This is a genomic window from Streptomyces sp. NPDC059718, from assembly GCF_042733315.1.
Lineage (GTDB): Bacteria > Actinomycetota > Actinomycetes > Streptomycetales > Streptomycetaceae > Actinacidiphila.
Window position 1 is genome coordinate 105,876 of sequence record NZ_JBHWGA010000019.1, and the last position, 20,912, is coordinate 126,787.

The 20,912-nt window shown below is 73.9% G+C and carries 20 protein-coding genes and 1 riboswitch; of the genes, 7 read left to right on the forward strand and 13 right to left on the reverse strand.

What is annotated here, in order from left to right; all coding sequences use genetic code 11:
* Window positions 1-103 precede the first annotated feature (103 nt).
* On the forward strand, window positions 104-826 hold the full coding sequence (locus ACFV3E_RS22350; protein ID WP_500536197.1) for a hypothetical protein: 723 nt from the start codon (window positions 104-106) through the stop codon (window positions 824-826).
* Window positions 827-876: 50 nt separating this feature from the next.
* Here the strand turns inward: ACFV3E_RS22350 and ACFV3E_RS22355 are convergent, their stop codons facing one another.
* Window positions 877-2,319, reverse strand: coding sequence for a glycine hydroxymethyltransferase (locus ACFV3E_RS22355; protein WP_500536198.1), 1,443 nt, complete (start codon window positions 2,317-2,319; stop codon window positions 877-879).
* Window positions 2,320-2,349: 30 nt separating this feature from the next.
* Window positions 2,350-2,436: riboswitch (ZMP/ZTP riboswitch) on the reverse strand.
* 131 nt (window positions 2,437-2,567) lie between these two features.
* Between ACFV3E_RS22355 and rocD the strand changes: the two genes are divergently transcribed.
* Entirely contained in the window at window positions 2,568-3,773 is a 1,206-nt protein-coding gene (gene rocD, locus ACFV3E_RS22360; RefSeq protein ID WP_500536199.1) for an ornithine--oxo-acid transaminase, read from the forward strand.
* Window positions 3,774-3,815: 42 nt separating this feature from the next.
* Here the strand turns inward: rocD and ACFV3E_RS22365 are convergent, their stop codons facing one another.
* Window positions 3,816-4,328, reverse strand: coding sequence for a carboxymuconolactone decarboxylase family protein (locus tag ACFV3E_RS22365; RefSeq protein WP_500536243.1), 513 nt, complete (start codon window positions 4,326-4,328; stop codon window positions 3,816-3,818).
* Between the two features lie 56 nt (window positions 4,329-4,384).
* Between ACFV3E_RS22365 and pdxR the strand changes: the two genes are divergently transcribed.
* The gene (gene pdxR / locus ACFV3E_RS22370) at window positions 4,385-5,845 is read left to right on the forward strand and encodes a MocR-like pyridoxine biosynthesis transcription factor PdxR (protein WP_500536200.1); all 1,461 of its coding nucleotides are present in this window, start codon (window positions 4,385-4,387) and stop codon (window positions 5,843-5,845) included.
* 75 nt (window positions 5,846-5,920) lie between these two features.
* On the opposite strand, the gene ACFV3E_RS22375 is transcribed toward pdxR, so the two are convergent.
* The 8 genes from ACFV3E_RS22375 to ACFV3E_RS22410 all read right to left on the reverse strand — a co-directional run bounded on the left by ACFV3E_RS22375 (window position 5,921) and on the right by ACFV3E_RS22410 (window position 13,875).
* Window positions 5,921-6,910, reverse strand: coding sequence for a malate dehydrogenase (locus ACFV3E_RS22375; protein WP_500367012.1), 990 nt, complete (start codon window positions 6,908-6,910; stop codon window positions 5,921-5,923).
* A gap of 267 nt (window positions 6,911-7,177) precedes the next feature.
* Window positions 7,178-8,113 (reverse strand): helix-turn-helix domain-containing protein, encoded by a 936-nt coding sequence (locus tag ACFV3E_RS22380; RefSeq protein WP_500536201.1) that lies wholly within the window; start codon window positions 8,111-8,113, stop codon window positions 7,178-7,180.
* A gap of 85 nt (window positions 8,114-8,198) precedes the next feature.
* The gene (locus ACFV3E_RS22385) at window positions 8,199-9,041 is read right to left on the reverse strand and encodes a helix-turn-helix domain-containing protein (RefSeq protein WP_500536202.1); all 843 of its coding nucleotides are present in this window, start codon (window positions 9,039-9,041) and stop codon (window positions 8,199-8,201) included.
* 94 nt (window positions 9,042-9,135) lie between these two features.
* A complete protein-coding gene (locus tag ACFV3E_RS22390) occupies window positions 9,136-9,819 on the reverse strand; it encodes a response regulator (RefSeq protein ID WP_500536203.1) in 684 nt (227 codons plus the stop codon).
* Window positions 9,816-11,039 carry a sensor histidine kinase gene (locus ACFV3E_RS22395; RefSeq protein WP_500536204.1) on the reverse strand — a complete coding sequence of 408 codons (1,224 nt, stop codon included), beginning with the start codon at window positions 11,037-11,039 and terminating at the stop codon, window positions 9,816-9,818. Before ACFV3E_RS22395 ends, ACFV3E_RS22390 begins: the two co-directional genes overlap by 4 nt.
* A gap of 238 nt (window positions 11,040-11,277) precedes the next feature.
* On the reverse strand, window positions 11,278-12,495 hold the full coding sequence (locus ACFV3E_RS22400; protein ID WP_500536205.1) for an NADP-dependent isocitrate dehydrogenase: 1,218 nt from the start codon (window positions 12,493-12,495) through the stop codon (window positions 11,278-11,280).
* Window positions 12,496-12,580: 85 nt separating this feature from the next.
* Window positions 12,581-13,024, reverse strand: a complete 444-nt coding sequence (locus ACFV3E_RS22405; RefSeq protein ID WP_500367023.1) for a DUF3017 domain-containing protein — start codon at window positions 13,022-13,024, stop codon at window positions 12,581-12,583.
* Complete coding sequence (locus ACFV3E_RS22410) at window positions 13,021-13,875, reverse strand: bifunctional methylenetetrahydrofolate dehydrogenase/methenyltetrahydrofolate cyclohydrolase (RefSeq protein WP_500536206.1); 855 nt, start codon at window positions 13,873-13,875, stop codon at window positions 13,021-13,023. The genes ACFV3E_RS22405 and ACFV3E_RS22410 overlap by 4 nt, the downstream gene beginning before the upstream one ends.
* A gap of 102 nt (window positions 13,876-13,977) precedes the next feature.
* Here ACFV3E_RS22410 and ACFV3E_RS22415 point away from each other — a divergent pair, with 102 nt between their 5' ends.
* A complete protein-coding gene (locus ACFV3E_RS22415) occupies window positions 13,978-14,658 on the forward strand; it encodes an RDD family protein (protein WP_500536207.1) in 681 nt (226 codons plus the stop codon).
* Between the two features lie 40 nt (window positions 14,659-14,698).
* Complete coding sequence (locus ACFV3E_RS22420) at window positions 14,699-15,310, forward strand: hypothetical protein (protein ID WP_500536208.1); 612 nt, start codon at window positions 14,699-14,701, stop codon at window positions 15,308-15,310.
* Between the two features lie 68 nt (window positions 15,311-15,378).
* On the opposite strand, the gene purH is transcribed toward ACFV3E_RS22420, so the two are convergent.
* Window positions 15,379-16,932 carry a bifunctional phosphoribosylaminoimidazolecarboxamide formyltransferase/IMP cyclohydrolase gene (gene purH, locus ACFV3E_RS22425; RefSeq protein WP_500536209.1) on the reverse strand — a complete coding sequence of 518 codons (1,554 nt, stop codon included), beginning with the start codon at window positions 16,930-16,932 and terminating at the stop codon, window positions 15,379-15,381.
* A complete protein-coding gene (gene purN, locus ACFV3E_RS22430) occupies window positions 16,929-17,543 on the reverse strand; it encodes a phosphoribosylglycinamide formyltransferase (RefSeq protein WP_500536210.1) in 615 nt (204 codons plus the stop codon). The genes purH and purN overlap by 4 nt, the downstream gene beginning before the upstream one ends.
* A 229-nt stretch (window positions 17,544-17,772) precedes the next feature.
* Between purN and ACFV3E_RS22435 the strand changes: the two genes are divergently transcribed.
* On the forward strand, window positions 17,773-18,480 hold the full coding sequence (locus ACFV3E_RS22435) for a hypothetical protein (protein WP_499513518.1): 708 nt from the start codon (window positions 17,773-17,775) through the stop codon (window positions 18,478-18,480).
* A gap of 31 nt (window positions 18,481-18,511) precedes the next feature.
* On the opposite strand, the gene ACFV3E_RS22440 is transcribed toward ACFV3E_RS22435, so the two are convergent.
* Window positions 18,512-19,891 carry a cell division protein PerM gene (locus ACFV3E_RS22440; protein WP_500536211.1) on the reverse strand — a complete coding sequence of 460 codons (1,380 nt, stop codon included), beginning with the start codon at window positions 19,889-19,891 and terminating at the stop codon, window positions 18,512-18,514.
* Between the two features lie 112 nt (window positions 19,892-20,003).
* Between ACFV3E_RS22440 and ACFV3E_RS22445 the strand changes: the two genes are divergently transcribed.
* Window positions 20,004-20,879 carry an RNA polymerase sigma factor gene (locus tag ACFV3E_RS22445; RefSeq protein WP_500536212.1) on the forward strand — a complete coding sequence of 292 codons (876 nt, stop codon included), beginning with the start codon at window positions 20,004-20,006 and terminating at the stop codon, window positions 20,877-20,879.
* Window positions 20,880-20,912 lie beyond the last annotated feature (33 nt).

Here is a 20,912-nt window from a genome sequence, read left to right on the forward strand (position 1 = left end):
GGCCCTTCTCCGCGCGTCCGTTCCCCTCCCCTTCTCCCGCGGACGGGAACCCGGCGGGCTCGGGCGGTGTAACAGGGGCAGGACCGAGGGAGAGGGGGACCGGATGCGGATCAGAAGGATCGTCAGCTGGGCCGGAGTCACCGTCACGGCGCTCGCCGCCGTGATCGGGGGGTCGGGCCCGGCGGCCGCGGGCGGGCCGACGAGCGTGATGCTCGTCGCTCCGGGCAGTGGCAGGGCCGCGGGCATCTACGCCAGTTCACCCGACTACCAGGAATTGGACCAGGCCATCGGGAACGGCTCGAAGGAGGATCCGCCGGACTCGCTGTCGGACGTGATGAACGACCAGCACCGCCAGATCACCGTGACGTGGCTGATCCACGACGTGTCGGTCTGGAAGGTGGACTACGTGTACCCGGACGGTCCCGGCGGTGCCTGGGTCCATACCCGCACGGTGACCGACACGGGTCTGCCGGAGCAGGGTGTGTGGCGCAAGGCGGCGCAGCCGGAGACGCTCGACCGCCTGCTCGGCCGGCTGGGCCTCATGGGGTCCGACAAGGGCCTCGGCGTCAGCGCCCCCGACTACCCGCTCGGCCCGGACGGCGCCACGACCGTGGAGGAGACCGCGGCGGCCGTACCGGATGACCCCGCCACCGCCCCGCAGGCCACGGCGGCCGGGGACGGCGGCGGACCGGACGGCTGGTGGCTGTCCCTGCCCGGGCTCGGGGTCGGTCTGCTCGTCGGCGGCGCCGGCACCTTCCTCGTCCTGCGCCGGATATCCCGGCACACGCCCGGGGAGGGGCCCCGCCAGGAGCTCGTCGACGCCTGACGCGAGGGGGGTGCGGGCCACACCGGCACGCACCCCGCGCGGGCGGCGGGTCAGCTCAGGTCGATCCCGGGGTAGAGCGGGAAACCGGCCAGCAGGTCCGCCGCGCGCTGCGCGATCTCGTCGGAGACCTTCACGTCCAGCACGTGCTGCGCCTTGGACGGCTTGCCGGCCGAGGTGACGCCCGCCGTCGTGGCCGTGAGCACCCGGTCGATCAGCCCGGCGATCTCGTCCATCTCACCCGTGCCGAGGCCGCGGGTGGTCAGCGCGGGGGTGCCGATGCGGATGCCGGAGGTGTACCAGGCTCCGTTGGGGTCCTGGGGGATGGAGTTGCGGTTGGTGACGATGCCCGAGTCCAGCAGCGCGGCCTCGGCCTGCCGGCCGGTGATCCCGTAGGAGGACTCGACGTCGATCAGGACGAGGTGGTTGTCCGTGCCGCCGGTCACCAGCGTGGCACCGCGCCGCAGCAGCCCCTCGGCCAGGGCCCGGGAGTTGTCCACGATGCGCTGTGCGTAGCTGTGGAAGTCGGGGCGGCGGGCCTCCGCCAGGGCCACCGCCTTGGCGGCCATCACGTGCGGCAGCGGGCCGCCGAGCACCATGGGACAACCGCGGTCGACCTGCTCGGCGAGCGAGGAGTCGCACAGCACCATGCCGCCGCGCGGGCCACGCAGCGACTTGTGCGTGGTGGTGGTGACGATCTGCGCGTGCGGCACGGGGTCGAAGTCACCGGTGAGGACCTTGCCGGCGACCAGGCCCGCGAAGTGCGCCATGTCGACCATCAGCGTGGCGCCCACCTCGTCGGCGATCTCCCGCATGATCCGGAAGTTCACCAGCCGCGGGTAGGCCGAATAGCCCGCCACGATGATGAGCGGCCGGAACTCGCGGGCGGTCTTGCGCAGGGCCTCGTAGTCCAGCAGCCCCGTGGCGGGGTCGGTGCCGTAGCTGCGCTGGTCGAACATCTTGCCCGAGATGTTGGGCCGGAAGCCGTGCGTGAGGTGGCCGCCCGCGTCCAGGGACATGCCGAGCATGCGCTGGTCGCCGAGCTCGTGGCGCAGCCGCGCCCAGTCCTCCTCGGTCAGGTCGTTGACCTGGCGGGCCCCGGCCCGCTCCAGCGCGGGCGCCTCGACCCGGGCGGCGAGCACGGCCCAGAAGGCGACGAGGTTGGCGTCGATGCCGGAGTGCGGCTGCGCGTAGGCGTGCTGGGCGCCGAACACCTCGCGCGCGTGCTCGGCGGCGAGCGCCTCGACGGTGTCGACGTTGCGGCAGCCGGCGTAGAAGCGGCGGCCGACCGTGCCCTCGGCGTACTTGTCGCTGAACCAGTTGCCCATGGTCAGCAGCACGGCCGGGGAGGCGTAGTTCTCACTGGCGATGAGCTTGAGCGAGGCGCGCTGGTCCTCGATCTCCTGGCCGATGGCATCGGCCACGCGCGGCTCGACGCCCCTGATCACCTCAAGGGCACTGCGGAAGGCGGTGGATTCGGTGGAACCACTCGTCATGTCAGACCTCCTGCTGCACGGCACGGCATACGGGACGGCCCAGGCGCACGGCACACAGTTCACGGGCCGCTCCCCGATGGTCAATCCCATCCCAGCGCGCCAGTCACGACCCCTGGCCAGCCTAGCAACGCCCGTGGGGAAGCCGCCCGGCGCGAGGTTTCTTCGCATCCGGGACGAGCGACGATAGAAAGGGGCCCCACCGGGCCCCAGCGCCACAACTCCCGACGTACCACGAACGGAGCACTCACGTGTCGACCGCCGCCGAGCACATCGCCGCCACCGAGGCGCACAGCGCCCACAACTACCACCCCCTCCCGGTCGTCGTCGCCTCCGCCGAAGGCGCCTGGGTGACGGACGTCGAGGGCCGCCGCTACCTCGACATGCTCGCCGGCTACTCGGCGCTGAACTTCGGGCACCGCAACGCCCGTCTCATCGAGGCCGCCAAGGCCCAGCTCGACCGTGTGACGCTCACCTCGCGGGCGTTCCACCACGACCGCTTCGCGCGTTTCTGCACGGAGCTGGCCGAGCTGTGCGGCATGGAGATGGTGCTGCCGATGAACACCGGCGCGGAGGCCGTCGAGACGGCGGTGAAGACGGCCCGCAAGTGGGGCTACCGGGTCAAGGGCGTGCCGGACGGCCAGGCCAAGATCGTCGTCGCCGCGGACAACTTCCACGGGCGGACGACCACCATCATCAGCTTCTCCACCGACCCCGAGGCCCGCGCGGACTTCGGCCCCTACACCCCCGGCTTCGAGGTCGTCCCCTACGGCGACCTGCCCGCGCTGGAGGCGGCGCTGGACGACCGCACCGTGGCCGTGCTGATGGAGCCCATCCAGGGCGAGGCGGGGGTCCTCGTGCCACCGGCCGGGTACTGGGCGGGCGTGCGCCGGCTCACCGAGGAGCGCGGGATCCTCTTCATCGCCGACGAGATCCAGTCGGGGCTGGGCCGCACGGGCCGCACCTTCGCGTCGGAGCACGAGGGCGTCGTCCCGGACATGTACGTGCTGGGCAAGGCGCTCGGCGGTGGCGTCGTCCCCGTCTCGGCGGTCGTGTCCTCCGCGGAGGTGCTCGGGGTCTACCGGCCCGGCGAGCACGGCTCCACCTTCGGCGGCAACCCGCTGGCCTGCGCGGTGGCGCTGGAGGTCCTGGCGATGCTGCGCACCGGCGAGTACCAGCAGCGGGCCACCGAACTCGGCGACCACCTGCACCACGAACTGGCACTGCTGACCGGCAGCGGGGCCGTCACGAAGGTCCGCGGCCGCGGTCTGTGGGCGGGCGTGGACATCGCCCCGGAGCACGGCACCGGCCGGCAGGTCTCCGAACGGCTCCTGGAGCGGGGTGTCCTGGTCAAGGACACCCACGGCTCCACGATCCGGCTCGCGCCGCCGCTGGTGATCTCCAAGGAGGACCTGGACTGGGGTCTCGACCAGCTGCGGGCCGTGCTGTCGGCCTGAGCCCCGGGAACCGGGGCCGGGCGGAGGGGTGCGCCCCGGCGGTCAGACGCCGTCGGGGCGGACCGCCGGGGACATCCGCGTCGTCACGCCGATGCGGTTCCAGGCGTTGATGGTGATGCACATGGCGATCAGCCGGGCCAGTTCCTCCTCGTCGAAGACCCGGGCGGCCTCGTCGTAGACCGCGTCCGGGACGCCACGCTCCCCGAGCCGGGTCACCGCCTCGCTCAGCGCCAGCGCAGCACGCTCGCGCACGGTGAAGAACGGGGTCTCCCACCACACGGTGAGCCCGTTGAGCTTCTGCTCGGTCAGCCCGAGCTTGCGTGCGTCGTTCAGGTGCTGGTCCACGCAGTAGGCACAGCCGTTGAGCTGCGAGGCACGGGCCTTGACCAGTTCCTTGATCACGGGGTCGAGGCCGGTTGCCGCCGCCGCGTCCAGCGCGATCATCGCCTTGTAGAAGTCGGGGGCGGCCTTGCCGAGCACCATGCGCGGCGTGTGGGCGGGCACCAGGTCGTCCGGGCCGAGGTCGGCCGGAGCGCCGGCGGAAGTCGTGATCATCGTCATGCGACCCAACGTAGTGACGGGGTGGCCTCGGCTCGTGGTCCACTTGGAGGGTGAACGAGTGGGCCATTTCAGGGGTCGACCTCCATCTGGACCTCGCCGGCGGCACCGGTGCGCGCGCCGGGCTGGAGGACGCACTGCGTGAGGCCGTGCGCGGCGGCAGGCTCGCCCCCGGCACCCGGCTGCCGTCCTCCCGGACGCTCGCCAAGGACCTGGGCGTCGCCCGCAACACCGTCGCCGACGCCTACGGGCAGCTGGTGGCCGAGGGCTGGCTGACCGCCCGCCAGGGCTCCGGCACACGCGTCGGCGACGGCTGGCGCGCGGCGGCCCCGCCCCGCGGCCACCACGCCCGCACCACCGCACCGCAACCGGAGAGCACCGCGGACCCCGTCGGCATCCCGGAACCGGCCGGCCCGCCGCGGCCCCGGGAACAGGTCCCGTACGACCTGCGGCCGGGCTCGCCCGACCTCGGCTCGTTCCCCCGCGCCGCGTGGTCCGCCGCCGCGCGCCGCGCCCTGGCGGCCGCGCCCAACGAGGCCCTCGGCTACACCGACCCGCGCGGCCGCCCCGAACTGCGCGAGGCCCTCGCGGCGTACCTGGGCCGGGTGCGCGGCGTGCGCACCACTGCGGAGCTGGTCGTGGTGTGCACGGGCTTCGTCCAGGCCGCCGGGCTGATCGGCCGTACCCTGCGGGCCCGGGGGGCCCGCAGCGTCGCCGTCGAGGCGCTCGGCTACCCGCACACCCTGCGGATCCTGCGGAAGGCGGGGCTCACCACCGTTCCGCTGCCCGTCGACGACGACGGGGCGCAGGTCTCCCTCCTCGACGCCGGTGTCGACGCCGCGCTGCTCACGCCCGCGCACCAGTTCCCGTACGGCGCCCCGCTCTCCCCCGCCCGGCGCACGGCCGCGGTGGCCTGGGCCCGCGCCACCGGCGGCCTGGTCGTCGAGGACGACTACGACGGGGAGTTCCGCTACGACCGGCAGCCGGTCGGCGCCCTGCAGGGGCTCGCGCCCGAGCACGTCGTCTACGCCGGAACCGCCAGCAAGAGCCTCGCCCCCGGGCTGCGGCTGGCCTGGCTCGCCCTGCCGACCGCCCTCGTGGAACCCGTACTCGCCGAGAAGGTCCTCGCCGACCACCAGTCGCCCGTGCTCGACCAGCTGACCCTCGCCGAACTCATCGTCTCCGGCGGCTACGACCGCCACGTGCGCCGGATGCGGCTGCACTACCGCCGCCGCCGCGACCGCCTCGTCACCGCACTCGCCGCCCGCGCCCCCGCCGTACGGGTGTCGGGAATCGCCGCCGGCCTCCACGCCGTACTGCGGCTGCCGCCCGGCACCCCGGCCGACGCGCTGGTCGCACGGGCGCGCGAGCACGGCCTCGCCCTGCAGAGCATCACCGACTTCGGCGGCACGGAGGGCGACGCGATCGTCGTCGGCTACGGCGCACCGCCCGAGCACGCCTTCGCCGGCTGCCTGGACGTCCTGTGCGCGCTGCTCGCGGCGCACACCGGCTGAGCACACGGAACGGCCCTCCGCCGCGCCAGTGCGGGGCGCGGCGGAGGGCCGGTCGTGGGACTCGGCGTCCCGGGTTCAGATGAGGCCGAGGCCGCGGACCGCGTCGCGCTCCTCCTCGAGCTCCTTGACCGAGGCGTCGATGCGCGCACGGGAGAACTCGTTGACGTCCAGGCCCTGGACGATCTCGAACTTGCCGTCCTTCGCGGTCACCGGGAAGGAGGAGATGAGGCCCTCCGGCACGCCGTAGGAGCCGTCGGAGACGACACCGGCGGAGGTCCAGTCACCCTCGGCGGTGCCGTTGGTCCAGGTGAAGACGTGGTCGATCGCGGCGTTGGCGGCCGACGCGGCGGAGGACGCGCCACGGGCCGCGATGATCGCCGCACCGCGCTTGGCGACGGTGGGGATGAACTCCTCGGCCAGCCACTTCTCGTCGTTGACCGTCTCGGCGGCGTTCTTGCCGGCGACCTCGGCGTGGAAGATGTCCGGGTACTGCGTGGCGGAGTGGTTGCCCCAGATGGTGAGGCGGCGGATCTCGCTCACCGGCACGCCGGTCCTCTTCGACAGCTGCGAGATGGCGCGGTTGTGGTCCAGGCGGGTCATCGCGGTGAAGCGGTCGGCCGGGACGTCCGGGGCCGAGGACTGCGCGATGAGCGCGTTGGTGTTCGCCGGGTTGCCGACGACGAGGACGCGGATGTCGTCCGCGGCGTGGTCGTTGATGGCCTTGCCCTGCGGGCCGAAGATGCCGCCGTTGGCCTCCAGCAGGTCGCCGCGCTCCATGCCGGCGGTGCGGGGGCGGGCGCCGACGAGCAGGCCCACGTTGGTGCCGTCGAAGGCGACGTTCGGGTCGTCGGAGATGTCGATGCCCTGGAGCAGCGGGAACGCGCAGTCGTCCAGCTCCATCGCGGTGCCCTCGGCGGCCTTGAGCGCCGGGGTGATCTCCAGCAGCCGCAGCTTCACCGGGACATCGGGGCCGAGCAGGTGGCCGGAGGCGATGCGGAAGAGCAGCGCGTAGCCGATCTGGCCGGCCGCTCCGGTTACGGTGACGTTGACGGGAGTGCGAGTCATTGCCTTCTCCTGGCCTTCTCCTGCTGGATCCCTTGCCGCCCCGGCAGCGTCCCTTGCCCCGGAACGGGGATCTCTCGGCGTCAAGAGACCCACGCCAGGCTATACCCGTGCCGTCGTGGCGGCTGCCACCCCCAGTGTGGCCCCGGTCACCGCCCCCGCGCAGCGCGCTCGTCCACGGTCACCGTGGCGGTGCCGTTCCGTTGGGGACGGTCCGTCGGGGTGCGGGGCTTACGACCGCCGCACGGCCCGGGAGGTCGGCGGCGGTCGTCAGTCCGGCGGGGGTGTGGCGCAGCCGTGGGGGCCGGTGGTGAGGGTGGCGCAGGCGCGGGCGGCACCGGGGGTGCGGACGGCGAGCATCGACGTGTACGCCGCGGGGTCCTGGCCGATGCGGCTGTGCTGGGAGCGGTGTGCCCCGCCCGCCTCCGTGACGCTGACCGTGTCGCCGGGGGCCCCGGCGGAGATGCGGGCCCAGGCGGCCGCGCAGACCCCGCTGTAGCGCATCTCGACGTACGCGCCGCCCACCCAGGCCGCCGCGGCCGTACGGGCGTTGCCGCCGCCGCACCCCATGCCCTCCGGGTCCTTGCCGGTGCAGTCCTGGCCGGTGCACTTCACGCCCGCGGGCAGTCCGGCCGCCCGCGCGGTAGGGGACGGGCCGGGCCGCGCGCGGTCGTCCCCTCCCCCGCCGCCGGTCAGGACGGTGGCGCCGGCCACCGCCAGCACGACGGCCACGACGCCCACCACGAAGATCACGACCGGACGGCGCCGTACCGCGGAAGCGGAAGCAGGACCAGAATCAGAAGCAGAAGCAGAAGCAGAAGTGGACGCGGGAGCAGATGCGGAAGGGGCCGGAGCCGGGGCCGGGCCGAACTCCCCGAGCGCGGCGCGGGCCTCGGCGATCCGGAGCGCCTCCATCGTGACGTCGCGGCGGCCCTCGGCACGGCTCCAGACCCGCTCCGTGACCTCCCACATCGTGGTGAAGTGCGCCGGGTCGGCACCCGTCGCCTCCGCGAGGGCGACCACGGCGTAACGGGGCGGCAGCAGCCGGCCGTTGAGGTACCGCTCCCACGAACTCCTGCTGTACCCGGTCGCCTCGGCGAGCGCCGCGACGCTCAGGCCGCCACGGTCGAGCTGGCGCCGCAGTTGCTCGGTGAACTCCCGTACCCGCGGGTCCAGGTCATCGGCCAGTGGCCGCCAGCGGGCCATCTCCCGTTCCCCCTCTTGCTGTTGCCGTTCTGCCCCGGAAGACTACCGTTGAAGATGCTTCGGGCGGCCCGTCCGGTTGCGCCCGTCATCCGATGCAGATGCCCAGGATGATCAGGCCCAGGCAGAGCCCCTTGCCGGAGCTGCGGCTCGGGGAGGGGGAGGGCGCCGCCGCCGGGGCGCTCGTCGCGGGCGGCGGTGCCTGGGTGGTGGGAGCGCCGCCAACGGGTGCCGCCGTCGTCGTCCCGCCCGTGCCGGGCGCCGTGTGCGGGCCCTTGCCCGGGGCGGAGGACACCCCGCCGGTCTCCGCCACCTGCGCGGCGGGCGTGCCGCCGTCCGGGGACATGGCGCCCGCGGTACGGGAGGCCCGCGCGTCCGTCGCCTCCGCCGGGGGAACCGACCCGGGCCAGGAGGTGACGGCGGACCCGGCGGAACCCGTGGCGGAGGGCGCGGGGCCGGCCGGCACGCTGGTCGTGGGGCGGGCCGCCAGCGGCGCGTCGGCCCGCCCGGTCCCGTCCGTGGCCACCCCGCTCGCCACGAGCAGCGCGAACACCCCGCCCAGCACCAGCCCGCCCGCGGCCGCCAGCAAGGCCTTGCGCCGTCGCCGCAGGGCGTGCCGGGGCAGCCCCTCGACGGGGGCCAGCGGGTCGAGCGGGTCGGCGTACGGGAAGCCCTTCATGGTGTCGGTGACCCCGCGGTCGGCCAGCTCCCACAGGGCGATCAGCCGGTCGTAGTCGGCGCCGCTGAGCTGCCCCAGCACCTCGACCGCGTCACGCGGCGGGATCCGCACGCCGTTGAGGTACTGCTCCCAGGCCCCGGTGCTGCTCGCCGTGCGTGCGGCGAGCGCCGGGACGCTCAGCCCGCTGCGGTCCTTCATCCGGCGCAGATGCACGGCGAGACGGCGCGCGCCACCGTCCAGTGTCTCGGGCAATGGCTCCCAGCGTGCCACCACGCACCCCCCGGCTCCGTCGGTCAACCCACGGTAGCGACGCACATACGCTCGATGCATGGAATCCGGAGAATCCTCACGCTCCCCGCGGGGTGACGAGTCCGGTCTCGTAGGCGAGGACGACCGCCTGGGCGCGGCTGCCGAGGTCGAGCTTGGACATCGTGCGGTTGAGGTGGGTCTTGACCGTCGCCTCGCTGATGAAGAGGAGGTCGGCGATCTCCGGGTTCGACAGGCCACGGGCGATCAGCCGCAGCACTTCCAGTTCCCGGGCGGTCAGCGCCGCCAGTTCGGCGGGCGGGGCACGGTCCGCGCCGACGGGCGGGGCACCGGGGCGGGGCGGCGCGTAGGCCTCGATCAGCCTCCGCGTGACGCTGGGGGCGAAGAGGGTGTCCCCTCCGGCGACGGCGTGGACGGCGGCGATCAGGCGTTCGGGACCGGCGTCCTTGAGCAGGAATCCGGAGGCCCCGGCGCGCAGCGCCGTGTAGACGTACTCGTCGAGGTCGAAGGTGGTGAGGACGAGGATCCGCGGCGGCGGGTCCGCCGCGGCGGCCAGGATGCGCTCGGTGGCGACGACCCCGCTGATCCCCGGCATCCGGATGTCCATGAGGATCACGTCGGGCGCGGTCCGCGCCGCGCGCTCCACGGCCTCCTCGCCGTCGCCCGCCTCCCCGACCACCTCGACGCCGGGCGCGGCGTGCAGCAGCGCGACGAGGCCGGCCCGGATCAGGAACTGGTCGTCGACGACGAGCACCCTGGTCATACGCCCGATGCGTCCCCTCGCCGCTCTGTCCCCCGCGCGGACGTGGGGAGCACGAGCCGTACCTCGAAGCCCTCGCCGAGCGGGCCGATGTCCACCGTCCCGCCGTAGAGCCTGGCGCGCTCCCGCATGCCGATCAAGCCGTGGCCCGTTCCCGGGACGATTGTGGCCGGATCGGATCGGCCCGGTGGCGCTCCGGAGCCGCTGCCCGGGCCGATGCCGGTGCCGTCGTCGGTGACGGTCACCGTCAGGCGGTGCGGTTCGTAGGCGACCAGGACCCGGGCCCGCGCGAGGGGGGCGTGCTTGAGCACGTTGGTCAGCGCCTCCTGCACCACCCGGTACGCGCACAGGCCGACACCGGGGGCGACGGGCCGCGGCTCGCCCACGATCCGCAGCTCGACGGCGAGGCCGGCGGCCCGCACCCGCTCGATCATCTCGCCCAGCCGGGTCACCGAGGGCATCGGATCGTACGAGGCCCAGCCCTCCTCCGGTTCGCCCGGCCCGGCGCGGAGCACCTTGAGCATGCGGCGCATCTCCTGGAGCGCCTCACGGGTGGTGTCGGAGATGGTGTCGAGCGCGCCGCGGGCGGTCTCCGGGGAGGTGCGGAAGACGTACGCGGCCATGCCCGCGTGCACCGAGATCACCGACATGTGGTGGGCGACCACGTCGTGCAGCTCGCGGGCGATCCGCGCCTGCTCCTCCGCCACCGCCTCCCGGGCCCGGTCCTGCTGCTCGGTGCGCAGCTGCTCGGTGAGCCGGGCCAGCCGCTCCTCGCGCTTGCCCGACACCCGGGCGGACCGCCCGAAACGGCACATCACCAGGGGGAACACCACGGCCTGGGCGGCCACCGTGGCCATCGAGCTCTGCGCCGCCGTCAGCCCGGCGTACACCCAGACCCCGCCGGTCAGCACCGCGCAGGCCAGCGCGGTGCGCACCGGGCGCAGGGCCGCGACGGTGTAGAGCGCGAGCAGCGGCGCCATCGAGTTGACGACCGGCCAGTACCCGGCGGCGACGTACAGCGTCCAGGCGGCGCAGACGAAGACGCAGACACCGGCCGGCGCCCGGCGGCGCACCGCGACGGGCAGGTTGACCAGGGCGGTCAGCGCGTAGCCGAACAGGTCCAGCCGCATCCAGTCCCCGGGTGGCCGTTCGTGCCCCAGCAGCATGCTGGCGGCGGTGAAGCCCACCGCCAGCAGGACGTCGACCAGCCCCTTTTTCCCCACGGGCGCAGCGTAGGCCCCGGCCGTACGGGTGTGCGTCAGTCCCCCGCCGTACCGCGGAAGTTGTACGTCCTGTTCCCAAAGGTCAAACCGGCACGGGACGACCTCCCGGCACCGCCGGCCGTAGCGTCGTCGCCGGGGGCCAGAGGGGGGCGCCCCAACACGACGGTGCCCCGTCCTCCGACGGGGGGAGGACGGGGTACCCGGTCGTGCGGGTGCCGCGCGGCGCCGGACGTCCGGCTCAGACGGACATGCGCTTGCGCAGGTTCTCCTCGACGGCGGCGAGGAACCGCTCGGTCGTCAGCCACGGCTGCTCCGGGCCGACCAGCACCGCCAGGTCCTGGGTGAGCTGGCCGGCCTCGACGACCTCCAGGCAGGCGTTCTCCAGCGTCCCGGCGAACCGGGCGAGTTCGGGGGTGTCGTCCAGCCGGGCGCGGTGGGCCAGGCCGCGGCTCCATGCGAAGACCATGGCGATGGGGTTGGTCGAGGTCGGCCGGCCCGCCTGGTGCCTGCGGTAGTGGCGGGTGACCGTGCCGTGCGCCGCCTCCGACAGCACGGTCCTGCCGTCGGAGGTCATGAGGACCGAGGTCATCAGCCCCGCCGAACCGACGCCCCGGGTGAGGACCCCGGACAGGATGTCTCCGTCGTAGTTCTTGCACGCCCAGACGTAGCCGCCGGCGCCCTTCAGGGCCGAGGCCGCCATGTCGTCGACCTGGCGGTGCTCGTAGCCCAGGCCCGACGCCTCGAACTCGCGCCGGAACTCGCCGTCGAAGACCTCCTGGAAGAGGTCCTTGAAGCGGCCGTCGTACTTCCTGAGCACCGTGTTCTTCGTGGACAGGTAGACGGGGAGCCCGCGCGCCAGCCCGTAGCGGAAGGCGGCGCGCGCGAACTCGCGGATCGAGTCGTCCAGGTTGACCATGCCGAGCGCCACGCCGGCGCCCGGGAAGTGGTGGACCTCCAGCTCGACCGGGTCGGAGCCGTCGGCCGGGGTGAAGCTCAGGGAGAGGGTGCCCGCGCCGGGGATCCGCAACTCGGTGGCCCGGTACTGGTCGCCGAAGGCGTGCCGGGCGATCACCACGGGCCGGGTCCCGCCGGGCACGGCCCTCGGCACGTTCCGCAGGACGACGGGTTCACGGAAGATCCCGCCGCCGAGGCGGTCGCGGATGGTGGCGTTCGGGGAGCGGTACATCCCCTTGAGGCCGAACTCCGCGACCCGCGCCTCGTCGGGCGTGACGGTGGCGCACTTCACGCCGACGCCGTGCCTGCCGACCGCCTCCGCCGCTTCCGCCGTCACCCGGTCGTGGGTGGCGTCCCGGTGCTCGATGCCCAGGTCGAAGCGGACCAGTTCGATGTCGAGGTACGGCAGGACCAGCTCGTCCCTGATGAACCGCCAGATGATCCGCGCCATCTCGTCGCCGTCGAGCTCGACGACCGGGTTCCTTGCCTTGATCTTGGCCATGGGAGTCGTTCTCCCTCTCACGCCGGTGACGTGTGCCCGGGGTGCACGTCGTACGTCAGGACACTCGCCACACAGCGTAACCGGATCAACGCACGGAGAAGCGGACGACATCCTCCAGGAAGGGGATCTCCAGCACCGGGTGCGGCTGCGCCATCAGCGCCAGCAGCACGATCAGGGCGCCCAGCACACCGTAGGTGATCATGTCGGTGAAGCGGCTGCGGACGGCCAGCATGCCGACCGACGGCAGCAGCCGGCGCATCAGCGCGCCCGCGAGCAGCGCCGAGCCGACCAGCACCAGGCCGGCCCGGGTGACGTCCGCGGCCACCAGCACCAGGCCGAGCAGCACCGCGCCGGAGACCACGAGGATCGGCCACTGACGGGCCGGGGCCGGGGCGTGGGCGCCCATGGCCCGGCCGCCGCCCTCGGGGCGCGCGGTACCGCGGGTCAGCACCTGGAAGCGGCGGCTGCGGCCGGCTTCGCCGGCCCCCTCCGGTTCCGTCGCTCGCGTACGGGGGCCCGTCCCGGTCATGCGTACCGGCCCTCCGCGGCCTCCACGACGTTCGCCAGCAGCATGGCCCGGGTCATCGGGCCGACGCCGCCGGGGTTCGGCGAGATCCACCCGGCGACCTCGGCCACGCCCGGGTGCACGTCGCCGACGATCTTGCCGTTCTCGTCGCGGCTGACGCCGACGTCCAGCACGGCCGCGCCCGGTCGCACGTCCTCCGGCTTCACCAGGTGCGGCACGCCCGCGGCGGCCACGATGACGTCGGCCTGGCGCAGCTGGGCGGACAGGTCACGGGTGCCGGTGTGGCAGAGGGTGACGGTGGCGTTCTCCGACTTGCGGGTCAGCAGCAGCCCGATCGAGCGGCCGACGGTGACGCCGCGGCCGACCACGGTGACGTGCGCGCCGTTGATCTCCACGCCGTGCCGCCGCAGCAGCTCCACGATGCCGTTGGGGGTGCAGGGCAGCGGGCCGCGTTCGCCCAGGACCAGCCGCCCGAGGTTCGTCGGGTGCAGTCCGTCGGCGTCCTTGGCCGGGTCCATCAGCCCCAGGACGCGGTTGGTGTCGATCCCCTTGGGCAGCGGCAGCTGGACGATGTAGCCGGTGCACTCCGGGTTGTCGTTGAGTTCACGGACGACCGCCTCGATCTCCTCCTGGGTGGCGGTCTCCGGCAGCTCGCGCTGGATGGACGCGATGCCGACCTCCGCGCAGTCGCGGTGCTTGCCCGCGACGTACCAGCGGCTGCCGGGGTCGTCGCCGACCAGCAGCGTGCCCAGCCCCGGGGTGACACCCCGCGCCTTGAGCGCCTGGACGCGGGTGGACAGTTCGGACTTGATCGCGGCGGCAGTGGCCTTGCCATCGAGAATCTGGGCGGTCATACCTCCATCTTCTCAGGTCCGCACACCAACGCTGGACAGCGGATGACGCCGCCCAGGACGATGTGGCCCGTCCCCAGTCCCATCCGCGCGAAAGAAGCCAACGTGAGCTACCCGCCCGGTCCCGGCAATCCGTACGGCCAGCAGCCGCCTCAGCAGCCCTACGGCTACCCGCAGCAGCCCCCGGCCCAGCCCGGTTACGGCTACCCGACGCAGCCCCAGCCGCCCTACGGCGCCGTTCCGCCGCAGGCCCAGGGCCCGTACGGCTACGGCTACCCCGGGGGCCCCGCCGGTCCCGTCCCGGGCATGCCCCCGTTCGCGAGCTGGGGTGCGCGGGTGGGCGCGACGCTGATCGACTTCCTGGTCGCCGGACTCGTGCCGATGATCCTCATCGGCGTCGGCTACGCGCAGTTCATCACCGAGGTGGTCGACGCGGCCCGCGCGTGCGACCAGAGCGGCACCTACTCCTGCCCCGCGCCCACGATGCCGGGTGGCGCCATCGCCCTGATCGGCCTCGGCTTCCTCCTGTCCCTCGCCGGCAGCCTGTTCCTGTGCTACCGCGAGGGCAAGACCGGCCAGACGCCGGGCAAGAAGGCCCTCGGCATCATCGTGCTGCGGGAGTTGGACGGCCGTCCGCTCGGCTTCGGCATGGCCTTCGTCCGCCGGCTGTGCCACGGCCTGGACGGCGCCGCCTGCTACATCGGCTACCTGTGGCCGCTGTGGGACGACAAGAAGCAGACCTTCGCCGACAAGATCCTCAACTCGGTCGTCGTCAAGACCCAGTAGGCCCGGTTCCCCGGTCCCGTCCCCGCGAAGGAAGTGAGAAGTGAGCCATCCGCCCGGCCCCGGCGATCCCTACGGCCGGCAGCCACCGCAGCAGCCGTACGGATACCCGCAACAGCCCCCGGCCCAGCCCGGTTACGGCTACCCGACGCAGCCCCAGCCGCAGCCCCAGCCGCAGGCGCAGCCGCCGTACGGCTACCCCCAGCAGCCGCCGCAGCCGAACGCGCCGTTCGCGGCGTACCCGGGCGGGCCGGAGGTCATGCCGTCGTCGGCCAGGACGGCCCGGGCGATGCTCTTCGTGCTCGGCGGGCTCCAGATCCTGGGCGGCCTGCTGCTCCTGCTCGGGGCCGCGGCGCTCAAGAGCGTGGACGACACCGACGAACTGACCATGCCCATCGGCCTGGTCTACGTCATGGGGGTGCTCTTCCTCGCCTTCGCCGTGCTGTCGATCGGCATGGGTGCCAAGTACAGGACCGGCGGCAACGGCACACGGATCGGGTCCATCGTGATCGGCGTGCTGGTCGCGCTGAGCAGTGTCGCCACCATGTTCAGCGGCGCCTTCCTGCTGCTCGCACCGCTCGCGCTCAGCGTGCTGCTGATCGTCTTCGCGGCGAAGGCCGAGACGGCGGCCTGGTTCAAGCGCCCGCAGTACTGAGCGGGCCGCCCGCAGGCCGAAGGCCCCCGCTCGCGCGGGGGCCTTCGGCGTTCCGGCACACCGGCCGGTCAGTGGAAGAAGTGCCGCGTCCCGGTGAGGTACATGGTCACGCCGGCCTTGCGCGCGGCCTCGACCACGGCCTCGTCGCGCACCGAACCACCGGGCTGCACCACGGCCTTGACGCCCGCGCCGGTGAGCACCTCCAGCCCGTCCGGGAAGGGGAAGAAGGCGTCGGAGGCGGCGTAGGAGCCCGCGGCCCGCTCCTTGCCGGCCCGCTGGACGGCGAGCTTGGCGGAGTCGACCCGGTTGACCTGGCCCATGCCGACGCCGACCGTCGCGCCGTCCTTCGCCAGCAGGATGGCGTTGGACTTCACGGCGCGGCAGGCCCGCCAGGCGAACGCCAGGTCGGCCAGCTCGTCGGCGGTCAGCGGCTCGCCGGTGGCCAGCGTCCAGGTGGCGGGGTCGTCCCCGGCGGCCTGGAGGCGGTCCTTCTCCTGCAGCAGCAGCCCGCCCTCGACCGGACGGAACTCCGTCTCCGCGACGGGCGCCTCCGGGCAGCGCAGCACGCGGATGTTCTTCTTGCGGGCGAGGACCTCGACCGCGCCCTCCTCGAAGTCCGGCGCGACGATGACCTCGGTGAAGATCTCGGCGACCTGCTCGGCCATGGCCACGCTCACGGGCCGGTTGACGGCGATGACGCCGCCGAAGGCGGACAGCGGGTCGCAGGCGTGCGCCTTGCGGTGCGCCTGCGCGACGTCGTCGCCCACCGCGATGCCGCACGGGTTGGCGTGCTTGATGATCGCGACGCAGGGCTCGTCGTGGTCGTACGCCGCCCGGCGCGCGGCCTCGGTGTCGACGTAGTTGTTGTAGGACATCTCCTTGCCGTGCAGCTGCTCGGCATTGGCCAGGCCCGCGCCGCCGTCGGTGTAGAGCGCGGCGGCCTGGTGCGGGTTCTCGCCGTAGCGCAGCACGTTCTTGCGCTCGTAGGTGGCGCCCAGGAAGTCCGGGAAGGGGCTGTCGTCGGCGGGGGCGTACGAGCTCGCGAACCAGCTCGCGACCGCGACGTCGTACGCCGCGGTGTGCTGGAACGCCTCGGCCGCCAGGCGCTTGCGGGTGGTGAGGTCGAAGCCGCCCTCACGGACGGCGCCGAGCACGTCCGCGTACCGCTCGGGGCTGGTCACGACCGCCACGGACGGGTGGTTCTTGGCCGCGGCACGGACCATCGAGGGGCCGCCGATGTCGATCTGCTCGACGCACTCGTCCTGCGAGGCGCCGGAGGCGACCGTCTCGCGGAAGGGGTAGAGGTTGACCACGACCAGGTCGAAGGGCTCGACGCCCAGCTCCTCCAGCTGCCGGCGGTGGTCCTCCAGCCGCAGGTCGGCGAGGATGCCGGCGTGCACCTTCGGGTGCAGGGTCTTCACGCGGCCGTCCAGGCACTCGGGGAACCCGGTCAGCTCCTCGACCTTGGTGACCGGCACCCCGGCGGCGGCGATCCGCCCGGCCGTCGAGCCCGTGGAGACCAGCTGGACGCCCGCCTCGTGCAGGCCGCGGGCCAGCTCCTCCAGACCGGTCTTGTCGTAGACGCTGACCAGTGCGCGACGGATCTCCCGCTTGGTACTCACGGCAACAGAACCTTTCGTCCCTCAATGCGATAGCCGTCGCGGGACAGCCGCCCCACGACGTCGACGAGCAGCGTGCGCTCGACTTCCTTGATGCGCTCGTGGAGCGCTTCCTCCGTGTCGTCCTCCCGGACCCCGACCGCGCCCTGGGCGATGATCGGGCCGGTGTCGACGCCGTCGTCGACGAAGTGGACGGTGCAGCCAGTGACCTTCACCCCGTACGCGAGGGCGTCGCGCACCCCGTGGGCACCCGGGAAGCTCGGCAGCAGCGCCGGGTGGGTGTTGACGAAACGGCCGCCGAACCGGGCGAGGAACTCCTTGCCCACGATCTTCATGAACCCGGCCGAGACGACCAGGTCGGGCTCGTGCGCGGCCACCGCCCCGGTCAGCGCGGCGTCCCACGCCTCACGGTCGCCGTGGTCGGTGACCCGGCAGACGAACGTCGGCAGCCCGGCGCGCTCGGCGCGCTCCAGGCCGGCGATGCCGGACCGGTCCGCGCCGACGGCGACGACGTGCAGTCCCGCGTCGAGCAGCGCCTGCAGGTTCGTGCCCGAACCGGAGACGAGCACGACGAGTCGGGCGGGGCGGGAAAGGGGCGGAAAGACTGTGGCCACTGCGGGTCATCTCTCGGGATCCGGCGCTTTGGAGGATCGTACGACTCGAAGATCGCCGGAATTCCGGGGAACTCTACGAGGCCGTCGACCGTCAGCAACGATACCGGCACACCCGACCGCCCCCACGGGACGGGGGAGCGCGCGGGCGGTAGCGTCTGGGGTGAAGAACGGCGAAGTCACAGGTCCGACAACTCGAGGAGTCGACGGCAAGGGGATGACCCAGGCAAGCATGAGCAGTGGCCGAGGCCACGAGCAGGACAACCCGTTCGCCCCGCCGGCGGAGAACGCGCCCGAGCAGCCCTGGCAGCCGCGCCGGCCGGAGCAGCCCTCCGACTCCGGGGACGAGCGCCCCACGCCCACACCGCCTCCGCCGCCCCCGGCATGGGGCGGCCAGTGGAGCGAGCGGCAGCCCGGCCGCCAGGACGGCGGCTACGGCGACCGCCCCGGTGGGGGCTACGGCGGCGGGCGGCGCCCGGACGGGCCGCGCTTCGACCCCACCGACCCCGCCCAGCGGCGTGCCCGCTACGCCATGATCTGCGGCATGTGGGGGCTCTTCTTCGCCCTCTTCCTGGGCTGGACGTACGTGGGGCTGCTGCTCGGCGCCCTCGCGTTGTACTGGAGCGTCAACGCGCTGCGGATGAAGCCCGAGGAACGGGCCAAGGCCCGCGCCGAGGCGGCCGCCCTGCTGGCCGAGGGCGGCGCCACCCCTCCCCCGCAGCGGCCCACCGACCCCCGCAGCAAGCCGCAGCGCCCGGCCGCGCTCGGCGGTCTGATCATGGGCGGGCTCGCCCTCTGCGTCGTGGCGACGACCTTCACGACCCAGGTGGTCTACAAGGACTACTACTCCTGCACGCGCGACGCGCTGACCTCCTCGTCGCGCGACGCCTGCCAGCAGTTGCTGCCGACCCCGCTGCGCGACGTGCTCCACACGCCCTGACGCGCCGCTCGCGCCGACCCCGGACGGAGGCTCAGGCCTCCGACGGGGCGGCGCCGGGCAGCGCGTCGTTCTGCGCCGCCGCTTCCTCGCCCACCGCTTCCCCGCCCACAGCTTCCTCGTCCTCCGCTTCCTCGTCCTCCGCGTCCCGGCCCTTTGTCGCGGCGGCGGCGCGGCGGACCCGCACCCAGCGCACCAGCAGGGCCGTGGGCGTACCGGCGGCCGCCGTCCACCCGGCCGCCGTGAACCCAGTGAGCCACCAGGACGGCCCGAAGTCCTCCAGCGCCCCGGTGCCCAGCGGCCCCGCCGCGAACCCGGTGAGCAGCGCCATGGCGATCCCGCACACCAGCCCGCCCAGTGCGGCGTGCGCCGCGGTGCGCCCGAGGCCGCACGGCTCCCGCCGGTCGACGGCGAGCACCCCCACCGCGATCCCGGCGAGCACCGGCACGACCAGCGCCGCCCAGGTCAGCGACGTCCCGGGCCCGGGCTGGGGCAGCGCCGCGAGGAGCGGGAAGTCCGGCAGCACCGGCTCCCCCACCACGCCGGCCGGACGCACCGCGGCCTGCGTGCCGAGCGCGAAACCGGGGCCGAGCGCGTAGGCCGCGCCCCACACGGCGGCGTTCGGGATCAGCGCGACCGCCACCGCCAGCACCGCCAGCCGCCCGGACAACGCCTCGCTGAGCCGGGTGAACGACGCCCCCGCGGCGCCGGGGTGCAGCGCCAGGGTCACCGCCGTGAGCGCCGCGCCGCCCGCGACGAGCACGCAGACGCCCGCCCCCGCCGAGCGCAGCACGACCGCGGCGTCCCGCAGCGGCACCGTCACGGTCACGGTCACCCGGGACAGCCACGCGGGCAGCGGGATCCGCGGCCGCCCCCGCTCCATCCAGGCCCCCGCGGCCGCCGCGAGGGCGGCGACGAGGGGCAGGTGCACCGCGGCGCCGAGGGCGTCGCTGCGCACCGGCCCGTACGAGGTGTAGACGACCACCCCGGCGCCCACCGCGAGGTACCCGCCGATCAGCCATGCGACGGCGGACCGCGCGACCTTGTCGTCCGAGGCCGGCGCGACCGCGTCCGCCCCCGCCCGGTACAGCAGCCACACCGGGAACGCCATGGGGAGCAGCGGCGTGACGCCGATGGGCGCGGCGACGCCGGAGAGGGTCTCGGTGCGCACCAGGCCGCCGCCGTGGGCGAGCAGCCAGCAGTCCGCGGCGACGTGGAGGGCGCCGTTCAGCCCGCTGTCGGGGAACGGCGAGACGACCCACAGGAAGAGCACGAGCATGGCGAAGCCGCCCAGGCCCAGGCACGCGGCGACCACGCCGCCGGTGAAGGCGGGGGCGGACTCGGAGGTGCGCAGGGTCTCGTGGGCGGCCCGGATCCGGTGCACGACGTGACTCAGGGCGCTTGCGGCACTCACGGATCTCATGCTGCCAAGAACATCCCCTTTCGCCGTGGCAGCATGCGAATGACCGTCGTGTCGCGGAATATGGCGTTATGCGTTTCTTCATTCGATCCGAGTGGTCGATCGCATGAGCCGCACATCCACGGCGAGGGCCGCGAAGGCCATCAGGAAGCGAAGGCGTCCCCGGCCGGCCAAGGCCCCCGGGGCGGCGCAGGCCGGGAACGCCGCGCAGGACCCGCAGGCCGCGCACGCGGACGCGGCGGGGGAATCGGGCGCGCCCGCGGAACGGGTGGAGCCGGAGGTCGAGGCCGCGGCTGAGGCGCGGGACCCGGCGATCGAGGCCGTACGGATCGCCGAGGCCGCCCAGGCGGCCTTCGACGGGCTGTACACCCGCAACGCGCCCGCCCTGCTCCGCCAGGTCGAACTGCTCACCGGCAACATGCGGCTGGCCCGGCACGCCGTGCACCGCGCCTTCGACCTGGCCTGGCAGCGGTGGCCCGAGGTCGCCGTCGACCCCGACCCGGCGGGGTGGATCCGTGCGGAGGCGCACCACCACGCCCTCGCGCCCTGGCAGCAGACGCTGCCCTGGTACCGCACCCCGCCACGGGAGCGCAGCCCGTTCCAGCGGCTGCCGCGCGGCACCCGGCACGCCGTACTGCTCCACGACGGCCTGGGGCTGAGCCTGCGGCGCACGGCGGCGGAGAGCATGGCCACCACCTCCATGACCAGGCGGCGCATCGTCCGGGGGCGCGAGGCCCTGGGCGAGAGGGCGCCGGCCCGGCTGGGCGACCTGCTGGACGAGCAGCCGCAGCCGGAGTTCCCGGCGGCCATGGTGCGCGAACTGAGCGAGCAGTGGCTGCGCATCCGCACGGTGGGTGCCGTGGTGGCGACGGTGGTGATCGCGCTGGCGACGGCGGTCGGGCTGGTCTTCGGGCCGCTCAGCGACCGGGTCGCGGCCGACCACGACCCGGTCGGGCAGCGCACCTCCGCCCCCGCGCGCTGAGCACGCCCGCACACACGCACACGGGCCCGCCCC